The following is a 24,154-nucleotide window of genomic DNA, read 5'->3' as shown; positions in this document are numbered from 1 at the left end:
AACAAGGTACGAATCATCGCACCTTGTTCTTTTACTTCCGTTATATTAATAAATTTTCTTTTACTTTATACACTTTTACTATGTTCAATTAAAAAGTCAATTGCTTTTTTGAATTTCAAATCTTCTTTAAGTGCGTCTGTATTACCGCCAAGCATTTGCTTAAGCTGCTCTACTTCTGTACCATACATAGATGCCATCTTTTCAAGTTCAGCATCAACGTCTTCTTGTGAAACCTCAATCGTCTCTTCATTAACAATCGCTTCTAATGTAAGATTTGTTTTCACACGTTTCTGAGCGTCTTCTCTCATTTGTTCCTTCAACGCATTTTCATCTTGACCTGAGAATTGGTAATACATTTCCATCGTCATACCTTGCATTTGAAGGCGTTGTTCAAATTCTTTAATCATCTGTTCTAATTCTGTATTTACCATTGCCTCAGGGATGTCTACTTCTGCATTATTAGAAGCTTGTTCAATTAATGTTTCACGTTTTTGATTTTCAGCATCTTGCTTTTTCTGTTCTTCGAGCTGTTCTTTTTTCTTTTTCTTTAATTCATCTAGTGTTTCAACCTCTTCATCTACATCTTTAGCAAATTCGTCATCTAACTCTGGTAGTTCTTTTTCTTTTATTTCATGAATTTTAACCTTAAATGTCGCTTTCTTTCCTGCTAATTCTTCAGCATGGTAGTCTTCTGGGAAATTAATTTCAATCTCAGATTCTTCACCAGTTTCTTTACCAACTAACTGTTCTTCAAATCCAGGAATAAACTGTCCAGATCCGATTTCTAGAGAATGATTTTCACCTTTTCCACCTTCGAATGCCTCACCATCCATGAATCCTTCAAAGTCCATAACAACAGTATCGCCTTCTTCAACATTGCCTTCTTCTTTAACAACAAGTTCTGCATGTTGTTGACGCTGTGCTTCTAGCTCCTGCTCTACATCTTCATCTGTTACTTCAACAGATTGCTCTTCTACCTCTAATCCTTTGTACTCACCAAGTGTAACTTCTGGTTTAACTATTACTTTGGCTGTAAAAACAAGATTTTTACCTTTTTCGATTTCTTCAATATCAACTTCAGGCTGATCTACAGGGGAAATTCCAGTTTCTTCAACAGCTTTCATATAAGCTTCAGGTAAAACAATATCCACCGCATCCTGATACAATGATTCGACACCAAATCTTTTTTCAAAGATTTTACGAGGAACTTTTCCTTTTCGGAATCCAGGGATTTGGACTGTTTTAACTACTTTTTTGAAAGCTTTATCTAGTGCTTGATCAAAATCTTCAGCTGGAACATCAATCGTTAGTACTCCTTCATTTCCTTCTTGTTTTTCCCATTTTGCTGACATAAAAATTCCCTCCAAAATCTATTAAATCTATTTTTGCTTTTCGTTATTACAATAAATACTATATCATATCATATTTACAACCATCTCATTATAACATAAATAGTTTGCCTTTCAAGCATTTCTCGTTTACAAACCATTATTCTTCGATGATACTTAAATAAAGTGCCTCACACATTTTTATTTCTTCTATGTAACGAACAGTAGTATCATTAAGCATATTATCGTCCGAGTTTATATGTATATTAAGATACTGATTACCAATATATTTCAAAGCTCTCGTCACCTCAATAATATCTTCATTAGGATACATTATTGGGTGTCGGACGTATGCATAACGATAAAGAACCTGTTTGATTAATAAAAATAATGATGGGTTATTTTGCTCTAACTCACTGACCATTAGTATTGTCTGCTTTACCGTTGTATTCAATTGTAAATCTGAAACGTTAACCGGACATATATCTAATGATAAATTCAGTTTATGTATAGATACCTCTTGTGTAACTTCTTCGTCCTGTAACCAAAGAAATATAGCTGTTTTAATTACTGGATGAATGGATTCATCAACTAATAAATGTAAAATTCTTTGGGTAGGTTTTATCTCCATTTTTCGCAAATCTTCAACAAGGCGCCATTGCAAACTATGATCATCTTCGTCTATAGCTTGCTGTAAATCATTGAGATATGCTTTATGTTTTTTTATGTTCAAATCATTTTTCATTTGTTCGCTCATATCATATAACTGTTTAAATTGTTCATGAAACATTTTTGGTATTTTATTATTTATAAATTCTTCTGTAAGTTGATCCATTAGCAATTCATATTGGCTTGTTTGAAATAAAATAGTTAAATATATATGTAGATAGTGGTAATAATTTGCATCTTTACATTTTAGAACTTGTTCGCAATAATCCTGGGCTGCTTCATATCTTCCTAATTCCATTAAACAAATCATTTTACCGATAATAATTTCGTGGTTGTTTACATGATAGCTTAATAATTTATTTAAGTTTATTAAAGCCTCTTCATATTCTTTCTGCTTTATTGCTTCCACACTTTTATCTTCTAGCATTTTTTTCCACTTAGGAAAAAGAACCACATTTTCTGAACTGTTTTTCATTTTTTCACTCCTCTCTTTTTTAATCATTGTATACAATATAATAATAACCATTCCCGATTCGATTAGAAATAAACTTTCTTTATAAAAAAAGAAACCTATTATCCAACGTATAGGTTTCCTGTTTCTTCAGATGACGTCCCAAGCAGGATTCGAACCTGCGACCCACAGCTTAGAAGGCTGTTGCTCTATCCAACTGAGCTACTGGGACATATGATTATGTATCAAAGCGGGTGATGGGAATCGAACCCACATCATCAGCTTGGAAGGCTGAGGTTTTACCACTAAACTACACCCGCATATTCAAATACCATTATGTATGTTGCATAGTTATACTTTTTTAACGGACAAGAATTATTATATGCATTATAGTGACTTTTGTCAACATATTTTTTAAAAAACGTTAGTAAAGTATTAAAAATATAATTGCCCCAAAGTTGTTATCATTATTTCTTAGGGGCAATACGATGAAAGTTATTTTTCATCTATGGTTGTTTGATAAGATAATTCTTTTATGATATTCCCATCGACTGTATAAAATTCTACTTTAATACGATCTAAATCGATCCACTCCAAAACTGCATATGTTTTTTCATGGCGAGCTTTAGGCAAACGAATACTGCCAGGGTTAATGAACAGTTGATTATCAAATTTTTGTGCCGCAGCAATATGTGTATGTCCATAGCATACAATTTGTGCATTAACTTCTTCTGCCCGATACGATAAAGTCATTAGGTTCCTTTTTACATGATGCAAATGCCCGTGGGTTATTAAAAAAGTAAGATTTTCGATTTGAATTACTTGCTCAGATGGAAACCTTGTATCCGAATCACAATTTCCGCCAACTTTAATTAACGGTTTTAATGATGGAGCGTCCATATCTAATTCCGAATCACCACAATGAATCATATATTCGGATTGATGGCGATCTGTTATTCGTTCGATTTCTTCAGTAAGACCGTGGCTATCACTTAAAATCAATACTTTCGTCATAATGCTTCCCTTCTTTATATGTTTTGTAACCATTTCTCCAGCTGAGCAATTGCATTACTTCGATGACTTATTTTATTTTTCTCCTTTGATGACAGCTGTGCTAGTGTAATCGAATAACCAGCAGGTATAAAAATAGGATCGTATCCAAAACCATTTGTTCCTGCTTGTTCGGAAGAAATTTCACCTTCACAATACCCAGTACAAAATATTGTTTCTGAATCAGGAATGACAAGCGCTAAAACGCAAATAAATCTTGCAGTTCGCTTTTCTTGAGAAATAGCTTGCATTTTTTCTAACACTTTATCAATATTTGCCTGGTCATTAGTCGGTTCACCGGCATATCTTGCTGAATAAACTCCTGGTTCGCCATTTAAAGCATCAACAATCAAACCCGAGTCATCAGCTAATACAGGAACACCTAAAACATCAGCTATTTTCTCTGCTTTTAAAGCCGCGTTGCCTTCGAAAGTTTTTTCGGTCTCCTCTATTTCAGGTAATTGGTTATTTACATCTAATAGAGAATAAGCTTCTATACCAGTTTTATTAAAAAAGGCTTTAAATTCGGCAGCTTTTCCCTTATTTTTTGTAGCAATAATTATTTTTTTCATTTATGTTCCTTGGTGGTCATTTTTATATTGGTTTCGCCTATTCGATCTGCTAAATCACCAAGTACCTCTCTTTGTTTTTCAATAATTTGCTTTAATCCTTCATCTGCAAGGTGAAGCATTTCTTGAAGCTGACTACCAGAAAATGTTGCTTCCTCCCCAGTTCCTTGTATTTCTACAAATTCTCCAGATCCTGTCATAACAATATTCATATCAACGTTTGCTTGAGAATCTTCCTTATAGTTTAAATCCAATATTGCTTTTCCATTTGGCAATATTCCAACGGATGTAGCACAAAGGAAGTCAGTTACTGGGATATGGCTAATCATTTTATTTTGAAGTAATTTATCAAAAGCTAATACAACCGCAACAAATGCACCTGTGATAGAGGCCGTTCTTGTTCCTCCATCAGCTTGAATAACATCACAATCCACCCATACAGTACGTTCGCCTATTTTTTCCAAATCAACAACCGCACGTAGTGCCCTGCCAATTAAACGTTGGATTTCCATTGTTCTTCCACTTACTTTACCTTTAGATGATTCTCTAATTGTTCTTTGGCTAGTTGCCCGTGGCAACATTGCATATTCCGCTGTAATCCAGCCTTTACCTTGACCGCGCATAAACGGAGGAACTCTATCTTCAATACTAGCGTTACAGATCACTTTTGTATCACCTACTTGTATTAAAACAGAGCCTTCTGGATGTTTAACAAAGTGTGGTACCATTTTTATTTGTCTTAAATTATTATGATTTCGTTGATCATTTCTCATTTTATTCCTCCTTATTCCAAGTCTAAGCTTATCATATTTTTTGCTAAAGCTAAATGTTAATCACTCAACAGATCACTCTATCCTTTCTTAAACAATAAAAAAAGAGGTGGTTCACACCATCCTCCATATTAAAGCTTATCAGTTGGAACAAACGTTTTTTTTGTAACCGGCTCCGTATACGCTTCCCCATTTTCATTAACTAGTTTGTCTACACCCTCTACTTCTACCTTTACTCCTTCAACTTCTTCCTGATCTGTTAGCGTGCGAACTAAAGTTTCCATTACCTCATCTGAAATCATTGCCTTGTCTCCATCTTTTAATATGTCTTTGCTAAATGATAGTTCAAGTACATCTTCATTTAGTACAGGTTTATTAGTTAATTTGGTCTTGGAATTAAAAACATGTGTTGCATTGATATTAAATCTAGGCCCGTCAATTAAAGTTTGTACAATAGAACTAAATATATCTTGATCGTCATATTCCAAATGCTGAGTTACAGGAACATAATAACGATTTTCATTATGTTCTGCAGGATAATACATTGTTACAGCTTCACTTTTTAATAGATCAAGGGCATCTGATTCTTTAAGATTAATTCCATTTGCTCTTGTATATCCCTCTTTAATGGGGGTTCCATTTACTGGCATTTCCTCTACAGAATGACCATTGATTCTTAGTTTCATTTTATCAACGTCATCAAATTGCGTTATTGTAAACGTCATTGCCTCTAGTATATTTAATTCTTCGTCCGCCTCGTAGTTTTCAAATTCTTTGGAAACGTCAACAATCATGGTTCCATCTTCTTGCAAATTAAGGCCTAAAATTTCTGTACCAGCTGGTAAAACAGCCTGAAAACCGTTCGGTAAGATGGAAGTCACGGGTCCATCTTTAACCAAATATTCCAATGCCTGTGTAGCTACTTCCTTCGACTCTTCTTTTGGCAGTTCCAAAGTTTGAGATACTACCATCCCATTAGCATCTACTAAATACAATTGTCGAGCAACCTTTTCTGAGTCCGAATCTTGACCTTTCTCACCCTCCTTTGTCTCCTTGGATTCCGATTTTTTATCTGTAGCATCCTCTTTCTCTGCCGATTCATTATTTTGAGGCACATCAATTTCTTTCATAGACTGTTCTCCTTGAAAACATCCTGTTAAGATGATCGATAAGATCATCATCAACATTAATGTTAGAACACCGTATTTTTTCATGATCTTCCCTCCTACGATAGTTTGTACTACTATCTATACGAGCCTACCTGAAAAATTAGACCAATCTATGAAAAAAATTAAAAATAGTCTGGATGTAGTAAAGAAACAAGTATAAATTAACTGATTTATTATATCTTTACATTTTCAATTGTTAACTTACCTAAATTTTCGTATTTAAAAATACTTTGAGATATTTTTGTGAAAATATTTAAATTTCCTGTAGCATAAAATTGATGATTCGGTATTTTTTCTTCTATATTTAATAAATGGTGAACATCAAGAATGGTACTAGTTTCTCTTGCCGTTTCTTCACTCGAAGAGATCAGAGTCACGTCTTTTCCCATAACCTTTTGAATGGTTTCCTTGATAAGTGGATAATGTGTACAGCCAAGTATTAACGTATCCATATCATCATCTTTATTGATCGTTTGCAAGGAATCTGATATTACATTCTCCGCTTGCTCACCTGATAATATTCCCTGTTCCACCATTGGTACGAATAATGGACATGCTAAAGCACTGACACTTATATTAGCTTTAATACTTTTCAAAGCTGTAGGATAAGCTTCACTTCGAATGGTTCCTTCTGTGCCAATGATACCAATATGATTGGTTTGTGTAGCCTTAATAGCTGAACGGGCTCCTGGCTGGATTACCCCTAAAACTGGGATGTCCAGATTTTCTTGGAGTTCCGTTAGAGCAAAAGCTGTTGCAGTATTGCATGCTACAATTAACATTTTTATATTTTTTTTCAATAAAAACCTTACCATTTCCCATGTAAATTTTTTTACTTCCTTTTTTGGTCTTGGTCCATAAGGACATCTCAATGTATCTCCTATGTATATTAATTTTTCTTTAGGAAGTTGTCGCATTAATTCATGAACAACAGTTAATCCACCTACGCCAGAATCGATAACTCCAATTGGATGATTCAAAATAATCGCCTCTTTTTACTAGTATAAATTATTTAAATGTTGTCAAATCATAGAACAACAAAAAACAGACATCTAATCCACTATTTTATTACTTTTACAATTTACAACAAAATTTGTTATTTTTAAAGGAATTAAAACATTACATGGGAGAACAAATATAATTTTCTGATGAAATGTTGTTTTTCAGAAGAAAATAATAGCAGCATGCAATTTAATTGAATTATTCAGGCAAGAGCACGCACTGATTTCCAATGTTTTCATAAGCTATTATGACTAAATAATTCCCTTCAATCTGCACTCTATTGACAGCAAGGAGGGGTTAACATTTGAAGGACAAAAACGAGTATAAACAGAAAAAATTACTGACCAAACGCGAGCAAGAAGTTTTTGAACTCTTAGTACAAGATAAAACAACAAAAGAAATTGCCCAGGATTTGTTTATATCAGAAAAAACTGTCCGTAACCATATTTCAAATGCTATGCAAAAATTAGGAGTTAAGGGGCGTTCACAAGCTGTAGTTGAGCTTCTACGCATGGGTGAATTGAAGCTCTACTAAAATAGGAGGGTTTTTTACCCTCCGTTCTTGTCAATTGGACATGCCGCCTTTAAGTATTCAAACTTCCTTCAGTATGGGATCATGACCAGCAATTGATATAAACATTAAATATGATATATACCAATTGCTGACTGTATAAAAAAACAGATAATTTAAAGCAAGTTATCGTTCAACTGATTTTCAAATACCATCCAAAAGTTTTTCTTTCATTGGTTCAGATAAGGGCGTAGGTTTGCCCGTATCCGTATTAATGTAAACCATTCTTCCACGTCCTGTCAGGCAAAGCTCTTCTTTTTGATTTAGCCCCATATAATGAATATCAACCGAGGTATTACCAACATGATTAGCTTTTACATACATTTTTAATTGGTCTGTAAAATAAATTTGACGATGGTAATCACATTGCAGATCAGCAACAATAGGGATTCCCCTTTCATGCTTTGGATCTTCAAATAATCCCATTGACTTTAAATATTCAATCCGGGCTTCCTCAAAATAAATAAATGGAGAAACATTATTCACATGACCAAACATATCTGTTTCCGAAAAACGAATCTTAATGGATATATAAAATGAAAATTCTGCTTTCCATTGGTCGATATCTTCTATATATGCAACGGTCTTCAATTTCAAGTCTCCTCTCTATTATGAAAATAACCCTTACCGTTTGACTGGCAAGGGTTAGGTTAATAAATATTAATAAGAATGATCACTACCAAAGAAGTTTTTAAAAGATTGAATATTCGTTGCACGGTTCATAGCTGCAATTGAAGTTGTTAAAGGAATACCTTTTGGACATACTTGAACACAGTTCTGTGCGTTACTACATCCGGAGACTCCTCCATCTTCCATTAATCCGCCTAACCGTTCACTTTTATTCATTTCTCCAGTTGGGTGTGCGTTAAACAAACGTGCCTGTGATAAAGCAGCAGGTCCAATAAAGTCTGACTTATCATTTACGTTAGGGCATGCCTCTAAACAAACGCCACATGTCATACATTTTGATAATTCATATGCCCATTGACGTTTCTTTTCAGGCATACGTGGCCCTGGACCTAAATCATAAGTTCCATCAATTGGGATCCATGCTTTCACCTGTTTTAAAGCGTCAAACATTCGTTCACGATCTACAATTAAGTCACGTACAACCGGAAAAGTTTTCATTGGCTCTAAACGAATAGGCTGCTCTAGTTGATCAACGAGTGCGGCACATGACTGACGAGCAGTCCCATTAATAACCATTGAACAAGCACCGCAAACTTCTTCTAAACAGCTCATATCCCAGTACACAGGCGTTGTCTTTTCACCTTTTGCGTTTATAGGATTTTGACGAATTTCCATTAACCCAGAAATAACGTTCATATTTTTTTTATAAGGTATATGAAATGTTTCCTCATAAGGAGCAGAATCCGGGCTGTCTTGACGTGTTATAATAAACGTAACTTGTTTTTGTTCAGCCATTTTAAAATTTCCCCCCTCAGTGTTTTGTTGTATAGTCTCTTAATCTTGGTTCAATTAGAGAAACATCTACATCTTCATATGTGAAGATCGGTTCATTTTTCTCTTGATCATATGTTGCAATTGTTGTTTTTAACCATTCTACATCATTTCGCTCTGGGTAATCCGGTTTATAATGTGCCCCTCGGCTTTCGTTACGATTAAGTGCACCAATTGTAATAACACGGGCTAGCTGTAACATATTTTTAAGTTGACGTGTAAACATTACTCCCTGGTTACTCCAACGAGCTGTATCGTTGATATTAATATTGTTCCAGCGTTCCATCAGTTCTTTAATCTTTTCATCTGTCTGTTTTAGCTTATCGTTATGTCTAACAACTGTCACATTATCTGTCATCCATTCACCAAGTTCTTTGTGAATTTGATAAGCATTTTCTTCGCCGTCCATTTTCATCAACGCTTCAAATTTTTCCTGCTCTTCCTTTTGTCTTCTTTCAAACAACTCTGAAGACATATCTTCTACATGTGTTTCGAGACCCTCAACGTATTTTATTGCATTTGGCCCTGCAACTGATCCACCATAAATAGCTGATAACAAAGAATTAGCACCTAGACGGTTGCCACCGTGTTGGGAATAATCGCATTCACCAGCTGCAAAGATACCAGGTATACTTGTCATTTGATCATAATCAACCCATAATCCTCCCATGGAATAGTGAACAGCAGGGAAAATTTTCATAGGTACTTTTCGAGGATCCTCACCAACAAACTTTTCATAGATCTCGATAATACCCCCCAATTTAACATCCAATTCTTTCGGATCTTTATGGGATAAGTCAAGATAAACCATATTTTCGCCGTTTATTCCAAGTTTCTGATTAACGCAAACATCAAATATTTCACGAGTAGCGATATCACGGGTAACAAGGTTTCCGTATGCAGGATATTTTTCCTCTAAGAAATACCATGGTTCACCATCTTTGTAAGTCCATACACGTCCACCTTCCCCTCGTGCTGATTCACTCATTAGACGTAATTTATCATCACCAGGTATTGCAGTCGGATGTATTTGAATAAACTCTCCATTAGCATATCTTGCACCTTGCTGATACAAAGCACTTGCCGCTGAACCTGTATTAATCATTGAGTTTGTAGATTTCCCAAAAATGATTCCAGGTCCTCCTGTAGCTAATATCGTTGCATCGGATGGAAATGATTTTATTTCATGTGTCTTAATATCTTGTGCTACAATTCCTTTTCCAACACCATCATCATCAATAATAGCTCCAAGAAATTCCCAGCTTTCATATTTTGTTACTAAACCTTCTACCTCATAGCGGCGAACTTGCTCATCAAGTGCGTATAGTAATTGTTGACCTGTTGTTGCCCCTGCATATGCAGTACGATGGACACTTGTGCCGCCAAAACGCCTAAAGTCTAATAATCCTTCTGGGGTACGGTTAAACATAACTCCCATACGATCTAGTAAATTGATGATGCCTGGTGCTGCTTCACACATTGCTTTTACTGGTGGCTGATTAGCTAAGAAGTCTCCACCATATACAGTATCATCAAAGTGTTTCCAAGGAGAATCGCCTTCTCCTTTTGTATTTACTGCACCATTTATGCCTCCTTGGGCACACACAGAATGAGAACGTTTAACAGGCACAATGGAAAACAGGTCAACGTTTACTCCTGCTTCAGCCGCCTTTATTGTAGCCATCAATCCAGCAAGCCCGCCACCTACTACAGCAATTTTACGATTACTCATAATAAAAACTCCTTTTTCTAATATCAGATCTTTAAAACCAGTTAATTGACCGGTGTATCGCATCTGACTTTTTCCATTACCATATATGTTGGTCTTATAACGTTTTCACGAACTAAACCCCATATGCAAATTGAATTAAAGTTCTAACACCAACATAGCTAATCGCTAAAAATACAATTAAAGTTGCGTATGTAGTAATCTTTTGTGAACGCGGAGATTGTATAATACCCCATGAAACAAGAAAACTCCATAAACCATTTGCAAAATGGAACGTTGTAGATAAGACTCCAATAGTGTAGAACCAGAACATAAATGGGTTAGTCAGTATACTTTCCATTAGACTGTAGTTCAGTTCTTCATTCCCAAGACCGATTTGAATACGTGTCTCCCAAACATGCCATGCAATAAATACTAATGTGATGATTCCGGATATCCGCTGTAAATAAAACATCCAATTTCGAAAATATCCATAGTTTTTCACGTTATTACGCGATACGAACACTATATAGACACCGAGTATTGCATGAAATAAAATTGGAAGATAGATAACAACAGTTTCTAGTACGATTCGAAATGGCAAACCATACATAACTCCCGCAGCCTTATTAAAGCTCTCTTCCCCGTATACAGCAAAATGGTTCACCACTAAGTGCTGAACTAAAAACACACCTATTGGGATTACACCTAATAATGAATGTAATCTCCGGTAAAAAAATTCACGTTGCGTTGCCATGAGTTACCCCCCTTAGATTGTTTAATATTAATGAGTAATGTAAAATTTTAAATAATAAAGTTAAAAATTTATTATCTAAAATTATACAATTTGTGACATGTTTATTGTACTTCTAACTTATATAACCGTCAAGGAAACGATACACCCTTTTTAGTTATTATCCATTGCCTTCATATAATTAAATGAATAGTAAATTTTATTAGAATCAGATAGATGCTTGCAGATTCATTTGTTTATGTAGATAATGGGACTATGAAAAAATAATTGTGTAATGATATTTTATTGTTTGCGATATAGATTTCAAATGAAAAAGGAGACGTTGAATTATGTCGAAAAAACAACAAAAAATCCCCATTTCTCTCCTTGATGACTTACATACATCAGGTGCTGGATATGATATCCTACGCTATATAAGCTTACCTGAATTACTAGGTACAGAATCAAAAACTCTACTATATTTTATGGGTAGGAATCTTGCTAGGAAACTGGACATAACATCACTAGAAGATATTTATGATATCTATGAAAAATTAGGGTGGGGAAAAATAGAGCTTGTAAAAGAGAAAAAAAGAGAACTAATATTTCATTTAATGGATGATGCAATCGTTTATCGTTTGAAATCCCCATTAAACTCTGAATTTCGTTTAGAAGCTGGATTTTTAGCAGAAGCCATTCAAATAATAAAAGGTAACGAATGTGAATGCATTGAAAAGGTTAATCACAAAATCTATCAAATCGAATTTACAGTTGTATATACCAAATAAAATCAATTGTATAAAAAAGGTACAGTTTGTAATAAAACTGCGCCTTATTTTTTAACCTTATTTAAGTGGGTTATGATTTTTTCTGCAACATTTTTTGGAATTCCTAAATTGGTTATGTCTTTGATAGATGCTTTTCTAATTTCCTTAATTGTTTTAAAATGCGTCAACAATAATTTTCTTCTTTTTTCCCCTACACCAGCAATGTTATCTAATTCGGAGTGAAGTAAGCCTTTCCCCCGCAACTGACGATGGAAGGTAATTGCAAAACGGTGAACTTCCTCTTGGATGCGCTGCACCAGATAAAACTCTTGTGATTTACGCTTTAAAGGCATTACAACTGGTGGCATACCATATAGTAGCTCCCCTGTTTTATGTTTGTCATCTTTTACTAAACCACATAATGGAATATCTAATCCTAGCTCATTTTCAAGGACATCCAATGCCACATTCATCTGTCCTTTTCCACCATCTACAACAATTAAATCTGGTAAGGGTGATTGTTCCTTTAACACACGGGTGTAACGTCTGCGAATCACTTCTCGCATCGTTTCATAGTCATCAGGACTGCTAACATTTTTTATTTTATATTTACGATATTCTTTTTTATTTGGTTTTCCATCAATAAATACTACCATTGCTGAAACAGGATCAGTTCCTTGAATGTTTGAGTTATCAAATGCTTCTATACGATGAGGTGTTTCAATATTCAGTATCCTTCCCAAGCGTTCAACAGCTAATATTGTTCTTTCTTCATCGCGTTCAATAAGTGAAAATTTTTCTTGCAATGAAATCTTTGCATTTTTCATTGCTAATTCAACTAATTCTTTTTTACGTCCTCGAAAAGGGGTGTGAACATCAGTATCTAATAATTCTTTTAATAAATCGGTATCTGCCCCAATTGGTACGAAGATACTTTTAGGTATAGGATGATTTAAATGAAGATAGAATTGCCCAATATAACTTATAAATATATCTTCAGCATCATCATAGAATGGAAAAATTGCAACGTCACGTTCGATTAATTTCCCTTGTCGGACAAAAAATACTTGAATACACATCCAACCCTTATCATAGCTATATCCAAATATATCTCGATCAACATTGTCGTTTAACGTCATTTTTTGTTGTTCCATTACAATTTCAATATGCTGAATCTGGTCTCTAAATTCCTGTGCTCTTTCAAAATTCAACTGGCGACTAGCCTTATACATTTTCTCTTTTAATTGATTTTTAATTTCATGATATCCTCCATGTAAAAAAGAAGTGATACTTTGCTTAATTTCTTTATACATTTCTTCTGATGCTGGTTTTTCGCTGCACGCCAGGCATTGACCCATATGATAATAAAGACACACACGTCCAGGAGGATTATTACATTTCCTTAGGGGGAATAATCGATCTAATAACCTTTTTGTTTCTCTTGCTGCGATAACATTTGGGTAAGGTCCAAAATACTTCCCTTTATCTTTTTTTACCTTTCGAGTAATTAGCAATCTCGGATGGCGTTCATTTGTAATTTTTAAATATGGATATGACTTATCATCCTTTAGCATTACGTTATACCTAGGGTCATACTTTTTAATTAAATTCATTTCTAATATAAGTGCTTCAATTTCAGAAGATGTAACAATATATTCAAAATCCACAATTTCCTGTACTAATCGTTGCGTTTTTCTATCATTAGCCCCCGTAAAGTAAGATTTTACTCTGTTTTTTAATTTTTTTGATTTTCCGACATAAATGACAGTTTTATTCTTGTCTTTCATTAAATAACAACCTGGTTGAGCAGGAAGAACAGCTAATTTTTCTTTTATTGTATGATTCAATATGCTTCATCCCTTTTATTCAAACCATCTAAAGCAGATCCCTTGTTACAATTGTAACAAGGGATCTACTTTAGTCTTTTAAATGTTGTTGAAACACTTTTTAAGCGTGTTTATTTATTAAATCAACAAGTGCTTCTTTTGGCTGGAAACCAATTACTTGGTCAACTACGCTTCCATCTTTAAATAGAAGTAAAGTTGGAATACTCATAACACCGTATTTTCCAGCAGTTTCTTGGTTTTCATCGACATCTAATTTAACTATTTTAACTTTTTCAGACATTTCACCGTCGATTTCTTCCAACACCGGTGCAATCATTTTACATGGTCCGCACCATGGTGCCCAGAAATCAGCTAATACAAGACCTTCTGCAATTTCTTGTGAAAAGTTTTGGTCTGTAACATTTTCAATTGCCATTATTCACCCTCCTCAATCATAAAGTCTTTACTGAGTATACCACCCTTTATAACTACATGCTAATAGTTTGCTTCATCAATTTTTCGTAGGATGGTTTTTCTCGATTGAAGAAGATCTTCAATTAGAATAGTTTTTAGCTAGTAGGTTGGAGTGCTTTTTTTATTTCATCTGTCAATTGTGGCACGACTTCAAATAAATCACCTACGATACCATAATCTGCAACATTGAAGATATTTGCCTCTGGATCTTTGTTAATTGCCACAATGATTTTGGAGTTTGACATTCCTGCCAAATGCTGTATTGCTCCTGATATTCCCACTGCTATATATAAATCAGGTGTGACCACTTTTCCAGTTTGACCTATTTGAAGGGAATAATCACAGTACTCTGCATCACATGCACCTCGTGAAGCACCAACCGCTCCACCTAACAAATCTGCCAGTTCATATAATGGTTTAAAACCATCTTCACTCTTAACTCCTCTTCCACCAGCAATAATTACGTTTGCCTCTGATAAATCTACACCTTCAGATGCTTTACGTACAACGTCCTTAATAATTGTACGTATTTCTGTAATATCTACATCTTTTGATTGGATATCTCCAGATCTTGTTTCATCTTTTTCCAATATAGGAATATTATTCGGACGTATCGTAGCAAGAATAATTCCGCTTGTGATCACTTTTTTCTCAAAAGCCTTACCTGAGTAAATTGGTCTAGTGAAAATTAACTCATCATTATTATGCTCAATATCCACTGCATCAGAAATCAAGCCTGATTCTAGTTTGCTGGCTAACTTAGGAGTCAAATCCTTCCCAATAGCGGTATGCCCCATAACTATCCCAGCAGGGTTTTCTTCATTAATAACTGCCATAAGCGCTTGTCCGTAACCTTCAGAAGTATACGTTTTCAAATTATCATGTTGAACCGTTACAATTCGATCAGCACCATAATAAATCATTTCCTGGCCTTGATTCTGCAAATTCTGATTCCCACAAATGATACCAACGATTTCTGCATCAGATTTGATTTTTTTTGCAGCTGCTATTGCTTCAAATGTGACGTTACGCAATTCCCCATCTCTTGATTCACCAATAACTAGTAATTTATCACTCATATCATTATTTCTCCTCTCTTTAGCATGATTTAAAGTACTTTTGCTTCATTTTTAAGTAAGGATACTAATTCTTTAACTTGATCCTCCACTTCACCTTCAAGTATTTTTCCTGCTTCTTTTTCAGCTGGTAAAAATATTTCTACTGTTTTTGTTTTTGGCTCTACGTCTTCTTCTTCCAAATCAAGATCGTCAATCTCTAAGTCTTCCATCGGTTTCTTTTTAGCCTTCATGATACCAGGTAATGAAGGATAACGTGGTTCATTCAATCCTTGTTGACATGTTACCAGGAGTGGTAAACTAGTTTCTATTTTTTCAACGTCCCCTTCAACATCTTTATCAATGTTAGCAGTGTCTCCATCGATTTTTAGGTCTGTGATAGTAGTTACATAGTTTATTCCTAAACATTCAGCAAGTCTTGGTCCTACTTGGCCACTTGCTTCATCAATGGCAACATTTCCAGCTAAAATTAAATCCACTTCTCTATCTTGGAAGAAAGCTTCAAGAATTTTTGTAGTCGTATATTGATCTCCGTCCTCCAGATCATCTTCTGTATCAATGAGAACGGCTTTATCAGCTCCCATTGCAAGGGCTGTTCGGAGCTGTTTATCAGAATCCTCATCACCAATTGTTACAACTGTAACTTCTCCTCCATGTTCATCCCGCTGATTGATGGCTTCTTCAACAGCATACTCATCGTAAGGATTAATTATAAATTCCGCACTATCATCTTCAATCTGACCATCGTTTATAATGATTTTTTCTTCTGTATCAAAGGTCTTTTTTAATAATACATAAATATTCATGTAAGTTCCTCCTTTAAATGCAATAAATATATTATATGTGGTTTATTTATCCTTGAAATTAGGCTTTCTTTTTTCCATGAATGCTTGAATCCCTTCTGCTGCATCTTCTGTATTAAAAACATGACCAAAAGCTTCTGCTTCTGCTTGCGAACCTTTTGTAAACTGATCAGGTTTTGAAAATGGGATTAAATTCATTACATGGTTGATGGTAGTTTTACTTTTCTTAGCAATCCCCTTTGCCAATTTCATTGCTTCTGGAATCAATTGGTCCTCTTCTACAACATGATTCGCAAGTCCTAGGGAGCACGCTTCCTTTCCGCTAATCGGCTGTCCAGTAAGGATCATTTCATATGCTTTTGCAGTGCCAACATAATGGGGTAATCTCTGTGTACCTGCAAAACCAGGGATAATTCCCAGTGTTAGTTCAGGAAGACCCAATTTAGTGTTTGCTGTTACCAACCGAATATGACAGGCCATAGCAAGCTCAAGTCCACCCCCTAATGCAGCGCCATGAATTGCTGCAATTATTGGTACCGGAAAATGGTCAATTCGATTAAATACTTGTTGTCCTCTTTCAGATAATACTTGATAGTCCGAGTTCTCTCTTAATGAAGTAAATTCTTTTATATCTGCACCAGCAGAGAAAAATTTACCTTCACCTTTTAGTACAATAACCTTTACTGAATGATTCGCTTCAATCTCATTTAGTTTTTCATCAATATCATTTATTAATGCGCTAGATAAAGCATTTGCCGGTGGACTGTTAATTGTTAATATTGCGACATGTTCGTCTAATTGGTATGATATCGTTTTCAAGTTATCCCCCCTCCCCAACTTCAGTATAACAGAACTAATTGGAAATTTAGATTTTTTCGATTATTTTTTTGAAATTCCTGATGTTATCAATGCATGAACTTCAGTAGCCAATTTTTCTAAGTTATATTTCTGATCTTTCATAACCCAATTTGTGACTGTTTCATCTAATGTTCCAAAGATCATTTGTCTAACTAGCGGCGTGTTTAAATTTTCGCGAAAAATATTCTCGACTTTCCCCTCTTCGATAATTTCATCTATAACATCTAAGTAGGGTTTTAATACTTTATTAATTGTTAATCGTAAATCCGTATTTGACTGTCTTAATTCTAATTGGGTGACAATTGCTAGGTGAAGATCTTCTGCAAGCTGATGGAAATGCTCTTCAATTAAAGTAAGCAATTTTTCAGACGCATTATCCTTTTTATTTGTACTATATACAATTTGTTCAATAAATTGACCCATTTTTTCTTCAAACACAGATATAAGAATATCTTCTTTATTTTTAAAATATAAATAAATTGTACCGTCTGCTACGCCTGCCTTTTTTGCAATCTTTGAAACTTGTGAAGCATGATAGCCATTCTCGGCAATGACTACTACAGCAGCATCAATAATTTGTTTGTACTTTGGCCTGTTCTTTTTCATAATATTCTCCTATCACTTCATTAAAACGAAAATATGAATGAATAATCATTCATTCCTATTTATTGTACAAAGATACATTCACTTTGTCAATATAGAGCTTGTATGAGTATGAAAGAAAAAAGAGAACAACCTCCATTTATTTATTTTCTTGAACTTTAAATTGTTCTTCTTCTTCTTCAATTAATTTTTTTCTAAGAATTTTTCCCACTGCCGTTTTTGGTAATTCTCGGCGAAAATCATAAAGTCTTGGAACTTTATATGCTGCTAAATGTTTTCTGCAAAAATGATTCAATTCATCTGCACTTAATTGATATCCTTCTTTCAATACTACAAAGGCCTTCACAGTTTCCCCGCGATATGGATCCGGGATGCCTGCAACAACGGCTTCTTGAACGCCTTCATGTTCATAAAGAACTTCCTCCACCTCTCTAGGATAGATATTATACCCTCCAGCTATAATCATATCACCTTTTCGATCAACAATGTAGAAATAACCTTCATCATCCTTGTAACCGAGATCCCCAGTAAATAGCCAGCCGTCTTTTAATACATGCTCTGTTTCTTCAGGGTTATTCCAATACCCTTTCATTACTTGTGGTCCTTTTACTGCAATTTCACCTACTTCACCTGCATCAACTTCTTCCAATGTGTTTACATCGATGATTTTTGAATCTGTGTCCGGCCATGGAACCCCAATGCTTCCATTTACTCTTTTCGACCAAAGAAAATTAGCATGAGTTATAGGAGAGGTTTCTGTTAGTCCATAGCCTTCAACTACTTTTCCACCTGTACGCTGCTCAAATTGCTCCTGCACTTCGTAAGGAAGAGGCGCTGAGCCGCTCACACATGCTCTTATAGACGATATATCATATTTATTTAAATCAGGATGATTTAGTAAACCAACGTAAATGGTCGGTGCACCAGGAAACAAGGTAGGTTTCTGTTTATCGATTGTTTTTAAAACCTCTTTAACATCAAATTTCGGAAGTAAAACCATTTTCGAACCAAACATAATAGAAAAGTTCATTATTGCTGTCATACCGTATACATGAAAAAACGGCAAAACACCTAATACAACTTCTTTCCCTGGCTTTGCTTTATACAGCCATGCTTGACACATTTGAACATTCGAAACCAAATTGTAATGAGTTAACATTACCCCCTTTGGAAATCCTGTAGTTCCACCAGTATATTGAAGTAATGCAAGGTCATTTTTAGGGTTAATTGGAACTTCTGTAAATGTATGATTCTCTTGTTCAAATATTGATTTCCATAGATGGATATTTTTGCTTTCCTCTATTTTAACTACCATTTTAGTTTGCTTCTTTTGAATTAAAGGATAAATCATGTTTTTTGGAAATGGTAAATAATCTTTCACACCAGTAACAATAATATGTTCTATATTTGTTTTTCCTTGGACATTGGAAACGCGCGGTAACAAAAGATCCAAACATACAATAGCTTTAGCTTCCGAATCATTTAATTGATACTCCAATTCTCTTTCTTTATATAAAGGATTGGTTTGTACGACAATTGCTCCAGCCATCAAAGCTCCATAATAAGAAATAACAGATTGGGGACAATTCGGTAACATGATTGCTACACGATCTCCCTTTTTCACACCTAATGATTGCATGTAACCAGCCATTTTTTTTGCCTGTAGATAAAGCTCTGAAAATGAAATCTCTTTTCCCATAAAATGAAGCGCTTTCTTTTCTTTGAATCGAGCGGCCCCATCTTGTAAAAAAGTGTGCAAAGGTTTTTCATCGTAGGGGATGCTCGCAGGTATTTCCTCCGGATAATGATCTAGCCAATTTTTTACCATAAATATTCCTCCTTTAATAATAAGCTTATTACCATTATACCGATTAATTTCTATTTTTTGAAATTTTATTTAATTCTAACTAAAAAAACTTGAATGACATTCTCAAATTATGATATCATTCAAGTTTTTTGTTTTAAAGTAAATAAATAATTCCTACGATAACAAAAGCAACTGCAACTACAATTAAAACTTTTGATAATGTTTCCAACATACTCTCCCCTTCATTGGTACTAGCTGTTATTCAAATGGGAATGATTTTGTAATCAATTTTTAAATCAATTCAATGACCGTCACTCCGCTACCGCCTTCCCCAGCCGAACCTGATCTGTGCGAATGAATATTGGGGTGGTTTTTGGCGAAATCCTGTACTCCTTTCCTGAGAGCACCTGTACCTTTACCATGAATAATAGATACCTTAGGATAACCGGCTAAGATGGCATCATCTACATATTTCTCTAGCCTTAATAGAGCATCTTCATATCGCTCACCTCGTAAATCGATTTCCGTACTTACATGATGGTTAGATCCTTTTATTGTTGCAATTGGCTTTTCAATTGTTTCTTTCTGTTTTTTAATGAGCTGTAAATCATCGCGCTTTACCTTTACTTTCATAATACCGACTTGTACAAGAAACTCATGATCGCTAATTTGTTCTAACACCGTACCCTCTTGATTGACAGTTAACAGCTTAATATCATCACCAGGTTGTATTTTTACTGATGATGCCTTTTTATCATGTTCTTTCTTTTTCTTTGATGCTAAATTAGGCTTTGCTTCCTCGAGCATTTTTTTTTGCCTCAATCCATTCATGTTCTTTTAATGAAGTTTCATTTTTCATGTTCCTCATTTCTTCTACAATGATTTCGGCTTCTTCTCGCGCTTTTCGCAATGCTGTTTCTGCTTTTTCTTCAACTTTCTTATACAATTTCTCTCGTTTATGTTCAAATTGTTTCCATTCTTTTTGGAGATCATTCTTTAAGTTTTCACTATCAATTAAAATCTGGTGTGCTTTTTCATACTCTTTTTCTGCCTGTTTTCGGGAACTTTCCAAAGCAGCTATCATATTTTCCACACTTTTCGAATCCACACCGATCAAATCTTTTGCTTCATTAATTATATTATCGCTTAATCCTAATCGTCTAGAAATTTCAAAAGCATTACTTCTACCAGGTACACCTATTAATAAACGATAGGTCGGCTGTAATGTCTGAACGTCAAATTCTACAGATGCATTAATAACATGTTCCCGGTTATAACCATATGCCTTTAGTTCGGGATAATGGGTTGTAGCAATTACTCTTGCCTTTCTTGAAATAACTTCATCTAATATCGACATAGCTAATGCCGCACCTTCTTGTGGATCTGTACCTGCCCCGATCTCATCAAACAGCACGAGTGATTTACGATTAACTTGTTTCATTATCTCCACAATATTTGACATGTGTGAAGAAAATGTACTCAAGTTTTGTTCGATCGATTGCTCATCACCAATATCAGCAAAAACATGTTCAAACACAGCTACTTCACAGCCATCCAAAGCTGGTATCTGTAAACCCGATTGAGCCATCAACGTACATAATCCCACCATTTTTAATGTTACAGTTTTTCCGCCCGTGTTCGGTCCAGTAATAAGAATAGATAAATAGGATTCGCCAATTTCAATGTCATTTGCAACTACTTCATCTATAGGAATCAATGGGTGACGCGCTTGTTGCATTTTAATTATTCCCTGATTATTTATTTTTGGTCGCGCTGCTTTCATTTTCTTAGCCAATTTTGCACGCGCATATATGAAGTCTATTTTTCCAAGAACCTTTACATTTTCATTTAATGCAGCCTCATTTGCAGCAATTTCTTCACTTAAAACACGTAATATTCGTTCGATCTCCTGTTTCTCTTTTAAAGCTGACTCTTGTAATTGATTATTAAGATCAACAATCGATTTAGGCTCCATAAATAATGTTGCCCCAGAAGCTGATTGATCATGAACAATTCCACCTATCGTTCCGCGATATTCATGTTTAACAGGAATAACGTATCGTTCATTGCGAATTGTAACAATCGCGTCAGAAAGCATGCTACTCTGGCTTCTTATATAATTATCCAGTTTTTCACGTATCCTAGTTTCGTGTGTTCGAATCGCAGAACGAATACCCTTTAATTTAGCAGAAGCATTATCCATTACATATCCGTGATCGTCAATACAACTGTTAATTTGACGCTCTAATTCTCTTAGTGGTGTTATTACATCAACAAGTCTTTCTAAATGAGGGAATGTTTCTTCTATATTTTCAATAAAGTTTTTTGTCTGTCTTCCTCCATAAATAGTGCTTGCGATATTTAAACATTCTTCTGTATTTAATAAACCACCGATGACACTCCTTTTCAAACTAGGACGAATATCATATATACCGCCTAAGGGAATTACTTTATTGAGGCGAATGATTTGTACAGCTTCATCCGTTTCTTCCTGTAATTGCTTTACCTCTATATAATCCGTTGAGGGACTTATTGCATCGATAAGATCTTTGCCTAAAGATGTTGCTGCCTGGTTATTTAATTGTTTTAAAATTTTATTGTATTCGAGAACATGTAGAATACGTTCGTTCATACTTTCTTACTCCTTTTATATCCTTATCTATACACAACTAATAACTATTTATAAATTTAGATAATTTTTCTAGTGACCATGTGTTCATCACTGTTTCTTTTTTTAGCCAGCCTTTCCTTGCCACACTTATCCCATATTTCATATGATCCATCATTTGATAATCATGTGAATCTGTATTAATAGCAATAGTAACTCCAATTTCCTGCGCTTTTTTTGCCCAGTCAGCAGATAAATCAAACCGATTTGGATTGGCATTTATTTCTAGTGCCGTTTCCGTTTCCTTCGCCCGTTCCATTAATTTTTCTACGTCTACCTTATATCCATCTCTACGTCCAATTAGTCTTCCTGTTGGATGTGCAATTAATGAAACATAAGGATTTTCCAAAGCATGATATAATCTTGTCATGATCTTTTCTTTAGATTGATTAAAACTTGAATGAATCGCACCAATCACAAAGTCCATGTCTCGTAAAAAGTCATTCGAAAAATCCAGGTTTCCATCAGATAAAATATCCATTTCTACACCTGAAAAAATATAAATATCTGGGTATTTTTCATTTAACATAGCAATTTCTTCCCTTTGCCTCCGTAATCTTGTTTCATTTAAACCATTAGCTACACGTAAAAATTTCGAGTGGTCCGTAATCGCTATATACTGATAACCAATTTTCCGCGCGTGATTAACCATTTCCTCAATCGATTGTGCACCATCACTCCAAGTTGTATGCATATGCAGGTCCCCACGTATATCACTTTTTTCGATAAGGTTTAGGTTGTTTGCAAAAGCTTCAATTTCACCTGTATTTTCTCTTATCTCTGGTGGGATATAATGTAACCCGAAATGCTTAAAAAATTCTTGTTCACTCTTAAATGTTAATATCTCATTAGTATCTTCTATTTCAATGCCATATTCATTAATTTTTTCCCCACGCGCTTTTGCAAGTTGTCGCATGGCAACGTTATGCTCCTTTGATCCTGTGAAATGATGCAATGTTGAAGCAAATTCTTCTGGTGCAACGATTCTAAAATCAACATTAATATCATATACGTCATCTAAAACAATAGATACTTTTGTATCTCCTTTAGCTATAATTTCTTTTATATTATCTATCATTAATAAAATATCACGCACTTTAGCTGCTTCATCTGCAGCAATAATAAAATCAATATCTTTTATCGTCTCTTTCATTCTTCTTAAACTGCCAGCTACCGAAAAATCTTTTATCTCAGGAACATGACTTAAAAAGGATTGTATCCTTTCAGCAATCGGCAGCATCATCGCTATCGGTAATCGTTCAGGTCGATTGCCTGCTTCTTTCAATGCAATTAATATTTTTTCAGCTGTTTTCTTTCCAAAACCAGATAGATTCTCCACTTGTTTTTTTTCAATCGCTTCTTTTAAGGACGATGCATCTGTAATACCCAGTTCTTGATATAATTTTGATATTTTTTTACCACCAAGACCTGGAAGCTGAAGTAATGGAATTAATCCCTCTGGTATTTCGCGTTTTAATTGCTCCAATGTTTCAGAAATACCATTGGCAATATAATCCTGAATGACTTCACTTGTCCCTTTTCCAATACCTTTAATGTTAGTAAATTCACGAATCTCTTCTAACGACCTTTCATCTTGTTCTAATGCTTGAGCCGCTTTTCGGTAAGCAGATATTTTAAACGGATTTTCTCCTTTTATTTCTAGGTAAATAGCTATTTGTTCAAGTAATTTTATTACATCTTTTTTATTTTTCGTCACTTTTCCAGTCACCTTCTTTTATACCTTCATTTCATTAAAAGGACTGATTCCAGTTAAAGTAATACTTATTGTAC

The 24,154-nt window shown here is 34.7% G+C and carries 21 protein-coding genes, 2 tRNA genes and 1 pseudogene; 2 read left to right on the top strand and 22 right to left on the bottom strand.

The features are described 5' to 3' along the window. Nucleotides 1-65: 65 nt before the first annotated feature. From tig to racE, 9 genes are all read right to left on the bottom strand, one after another. On the bottom strand, nucleotides 66-1,352 hold the full coding sequence (gene tig / locus GZ63_RS0108475) for a trigger factor (RefSeq protein ID WP_029268569.1): 1,287 nt from the start codon (nucleotides 1,350-1,352) through the stop codon (nucleotides 66-68). Between the two features lie 136 nt (nucleotides 1,353-1,488). Further along, on the bottom strand, nucleotides 1,489-2,472 hold the full coding sequence (locus GZ63_RS0108470) for a tetratricopeptide repeat protein (RefSeq protein WP_029268567.1): 984 nt from the start codon (nucleotides 2,470-2,472) through the stop codon (nucleotides 1,489-1,491). Nucleotides 2,473-2,606: 134 nt separating this feature from the next. Then, nucleotides 2,607-2,680 (bottom strand) — tRNA-Arg (locus GZ63_RS0108465). A gap of 17 nt (nucleotides 2,681-2,697) precedes the next feature. After that, nucleotides 2,698-2,768: transfer RNA gene (locus GZ63_RS0108460), tRNA-Gly, on the bottom strand. A 175-nt stretch (nucleotides 2,769-2,943) separates the two neighbouring features. Beyond that, complete coding sequence (locus tag GZ63_RS0108455) at nucleotides 2,944-3,462, bottom strand: metallophosphoesterase (RefSeq protein WP_029268565.1); 519 nt, start codon at nucleotides 3,460-3,462, stop codon at nucleotides 2,944-2,946. A 14-nt stretch (nucleotides 3,463-3,476) separates the two neighbouring features. Then, complete coding sequence (locus GZ63_RS0108450) at nucleotides 3,477-4,070, bottom strand: XTP/dITP diphosphatase (RefSeq protein WP_029268563.1); 594 nt, start codon at nucleotides 4,068-4,070, stop codon at nucleotides 3,477-3,479. Further along, on the bottom strand, nucleotides 4,067-4,840 hold the full coding sequence (gene rph / locus GZ63_RS0108445; protein ID WP_029268561.1) for a ribonuclease PH: 774 nt from the start codon (nucleotides 4,838-4,840) through the stop codon (nucleotides 4,067-4,069). Before rph ends, GZ63_RS0108450 begins: the two co-directional genes overlap by 4 nt. A gap of 128 nt (nucleotides 4,841-4,968) precedes the next feature. After that, nucleotides 4,969-6,051 (bottom strand): GerMN domain-containing protein, encoded by a 1,083-nt coding sequence (locus tag GZ63_RS0108440; RefSeq protein ID WP_029268559.1) that lies wholly within the window; start codon nucleotides 6,049-6,051, stop codon nucleotides 4,969-4,971. Nucleotides 6,052-6,179: 128 nt separating this feature from the next. After that, complete coding sequence (racE, locus tag GZ63_RS0108435) at nucleotides 6,180-6,986, bottom strand: glutamate racemase (RefSeq protein ID WP_029268557.1); 807 nt, start codon at nucleotides 6,984-6,986, stop codon at nucleotides 6,180-6,182. Between the two features lie 326 nt (nucleotides 6,987-7,312). Here racE and GZ63_RS0108430 point away from each other — a divergent pair, with 326 nt between their 5' ends. After that, a complete protein-coding gene (locus GZ63_RS0108430; RefSeq protein ID WP_029268555.1) occupies nucleotides 7,313-7,543 on the top strand; it encodes a helix-turn-helix domain-containing protein in 231 nt (76 codons plus the stop codon). A gap of 180 nt (nucleotides 7,544-7,723) precedes the next feature. Here GZ63_RS0108430 and GZ63_RS0108425 read toward each other — a convergent pair whose 3' ends face one another. The 4 genes from GZ63_RS0108425 to GZ63_RS0108410 all read right to left on the bottom strand — a co-directional run bounded on the left by GZ63_RS0108425 (nucleotide 7,724) and on the right by GZ63_RS0108410 (nucleotide 11,505). Further along, the gene (locus GZ63_RS0108425) at nucleotides 7,724-8,170 is read right to left on the bottom strand and encodes an acyl-CoA thioesterase (protein WP_029268553.1); all 447 of its coding nucleotides are present in this window, start codon (nucleotides 8,168-8,170) and stop codon (nucleotides 7,724-7,726) included. Between the two features lie 69 nt (nucleotides 8,171-8,239). Beyond that, nucleotides 8,240-9,004 carry a succinate dehydrogenase iron-sulfur subunit gene (gene sdhB / locus GZ63_RS0108420; RefSeq protein ID WP_029268551.1) on the bottom strand — a complete coding sequence of 255 codons (765 nt, stop codon included), beginning with the start codon at nucleotides 9,002-9,004 and terminating at the stop codon, nucleotides 8,240-8,242. 16 nt (nucleotides 9,005-9,020) lie between these two features. Beyond that, entirely contained in the window at nucleotides 9,021-10,772 is a 1,752-nt protein-coding gene (sdhA, locus tag GZ63_RS0108415) for a succinate dehydrogenase flavoprotein subunit (protein ID WP_029268549.1), read from the bottom strand. Nucleotides 10,773-10,884: 112 nt separating this feature from the next. Continuing rightward, nucleotides 10,885-11,505 (bottom strand): succinate dehydrogenase cytochrome b558 subunit, encoded by a 621-nt coding sequence (locus GZ63_RS0108410; RefSeq protein WP_029268547.1) that lies wholly within the window; start codon nucleotides 11,503-11,505, stop codon nucleotides 10,885-10,887. Nucleotides 11,506-11,831: 326 nt separating this feature from the next. On the opposite strand from GZ63_RS0108410, the gene GZ63_RS0108405 reads away from it, so the two are divergent. Further along, nucleotides 11,832-12,269, top strand: a complete 438-nt coding sequence (locus tag GZ63_RS0108405; protein WP_029268545.1) for a DUF2507 domain-containing protein — start codon at nucleotides 11,832-11,834, stop codon at nucleotides 12,267-12,269. A 44-nt stretch (nucleotides 12,270-12,313) separates the two neighbouring features. Here the strand turns inward: GZ63_RS0108405 and uvrC are convergent, their stop codons facing one another. From uvrC to polX, 9 genes and pseudogenes are all read right to left on the bottom strand, one after another. Further along, on the bottom strand, nucleotides 12,314-14,095 hold the full coding sequence (uvrC, locus tag GZ63_RS0108400) for an excinuclease ABC subunit UvrC (protein WP_029268543.1): 1,782 nt from the start codon (nucleotides 14,093-14,095) through the stop codon (nucleotides 12,314-12,316). A gap of 100 nt (nucleotides 14,096-14,195) precedes the next feature. Continuing rightward, nucleotides 14,196-14,510 carry a thioredoxin gene (gene trxA, locus GZ63_RS0108395; protein ID WP_029268542.1) on the bottom strand — a complete coding sequence of 105 codons (315 nt, stop codon included), beginning with the start codon at nucleotides 14,508-14,510 and terminating at the stop codon, nucleotides 14,196-14,198. A 133-nt stretch (nucleotides 14,511-14,643) separates the two neighbouring features. Then, nucleotides 14,644-15,627, bottom strand: coding sequence for an electron transfer flavoprotein subunit alpha/FixB family protein (locus GZ63_RS0108390; RefSeq protein ID WP_029268540.1), 984 nt, complete (start codon nucleotides 15,625-15,627; stop codon nucleotides 14,644-14,646). A gap of 29 nt (nucleotides 15,628-15,656) precedes the next feature. Beyond that, nucleotides 15,657-16,430 carry an electron transfer flavoprotein subunit beta/FixA family protein gene (locus GZ63_RS0108385; RefSeq protein WP_029268538.1) on the bottom strand — a complete coding sequence of 258 codons (774 nt, stop codon included), beginning with the start codon at nucleotides 16,428-16,430 and terminating at the stop codon, nucleotides 15,657-15,659. Between the two features lie 42 nt (nucleotides 16,431-16,472). Continuing rightward, nucleotides 16,473-17,246, bottom strand: coding sequence for an enoyl-CoA hydratase (locus GZ63_RS0108380; RefSeq protein WP_029268536.1), 774 nt, complete (start codon nucleotides 17,244-17,246; stop codon nucleotides 16,473-16,475). Between the two features lie 60 nt (nucleotides 17,247-17,306). Continuing rightward, entirely contained in the window at nucleotides 17,307-17,891 is a 585-nt protein-coding gene (locus GZ63_RS0108375; RefSeq protein ID WP_029268534.1) for a TetR/AcrR family transcriptional regulator, read from the bottom strand. Between the two features lie 136 nt (nucleotides 17,892-18,027). Further along, nucleotides 18,028-19,716 carry a long-chain-fatty-acid--CoA ligase gene (locus GZ63_RS0108370; protein WP_029268533.1) on the bottom strand — a complete coding sequence of 563 codons (1,689 nt, stop codon included), beginning with the start codon at nucleotides 19,714-19,716 and terminating at the stop codon, nucleotides 18,028-18,030. Nucleotides 19,717-19,986: 270 nt separating this feature from the next. Beyond that, nucleotides 19,987-22,327: pseudogene (locus GZ63_RS16555) on the bottom strand (endonuclease MutS2). Between the two features lie 37 nt (nucleotides 22,328-22,364). Beyond that, a complete protein-coding gene (gene polX / locus GZ63_RS0108360) occupies nucleotides 22,365-24,080 on the bottom strand; it encodes a DNA polymerase/3'-5' exonuclease PolX (RefSeq protein WP_029268532.1) in 1,716 nt (571 codons plus the stop codon). Between the last annotated feature and the right edge of the window lie 74 nt (nucleotides 24,081-24,154).

Source organism: Virgibacillus alimentarius, assembly GCF_000709085.1.
Lineage (GTDB): Bacteria > Bacillota > Bacilli > Bacillales > Amphibacillaceae > Virgibacillus_B > Virgibacillus_B alimentarius.
Note: the sequence above shows the minus strand (reverse complement) of the source record. Positions and strands in the feature narration are given on the sequence as shown.

Coding starts and splice junctions, on each gene's coding strand:
- tig (WP_029268569.1), bottom strand. CDS start 1,352: ATGTCAGCAAAATGGGAAAAACAAGAAGGAAATGAAGGAGTACTAACG.
- GZ63_RS0108470 (WP_029268567.1), bottom strand. CDS start 2,472: ATGAAAAACAGTTCAGAAAATGTGGTTCTTTTTCCTAAGTGGAAAAAA.
- GZ63_RS0108455 (WP_029268565.1), bottom strand. CDS start 3,462: ATGACGAAAGTATTGATTTTAAGTGATAGCCACGGTCTTACTGAAGAA.
- GZ63_RS0108450 (WP_029268563.1), bottom strand. CDS start 4,070: ATGAAAAAAATAATTATTGCTACAAAAAATAAGGGAAAAGCTGCCGAA.
- rph (WP_029268561.1), bottom strand. CDS start 4,840: ATGAGAAATGATCAACGAAATCATAATAATTTAAGACAAATAAAAATG.
- GZ63_RS0108440 (WP_029268559.1), bottom strand. CDS start 6,051: ATGAAAAAATACGGTGTTCTAACATTAATGTTGATGATGATCTTATCG.
- sdhB (WP_029268551.1), bottom strand. CDS start 9,004: ATGGCTGAACAAAAACAAGTTACGTTTATTATAACACGTCAAGACAGC.
- sdhA (WP_029268549.1), bottom strand. CDS start 10,772: ATGAGTAATCGTAAAATTGCTGTAGTAGGTGGCGGGCTTGCTGGATTG.
- GZ63_RS0108410 (WP_029268547.1), bottom strand. CDS start 11,505: ATGGCAACGCAACGTGAATTTTTTTACCGGAGATTACATTCATTATTA.
- GZ63_RS0108405 (WP_029268545.1), top strand. CDS start 11,832: ATGTCGAAAAAACAACAAAAAATCCCCATTTCTCTCCTTGATGACTTA.
- trxA (WP_029268542.1), bottom strand. CDS start 14,510: ATGGCAATTGAAAATGTTACAGACCAAAACTTTTCACAAGAAATTGCA.
- GZ63_RS0108390 (WP_029268540.1), bottom strand. CDS start 15,627: ATGAGTGATAAATTACTAGTTATTGGTGAATCAAGAGATGGGGAATTG.
- GZ63_RS0108385 (WP_029268538.1), bottom strand. CDS start 16,430: ATGAATATTTATGTATTATTAAAAAAGACCTTTGATACAGAAGAAAAA.
- GZ63_RS0108375 (WP_029268534.1), bottom strand. CDS start 17,891: ATGAAAAAGAACAGGCCAAAGTACAAACAAATTATTGATGCTGCTGTA.
- GZ63_RS0108370 (WP_029268533.1), bottom strand. CDS start 19,716: ATGGTAAAAAATTGGCTAGATCATTATCCGGAGGAAATACCTGCGAGC.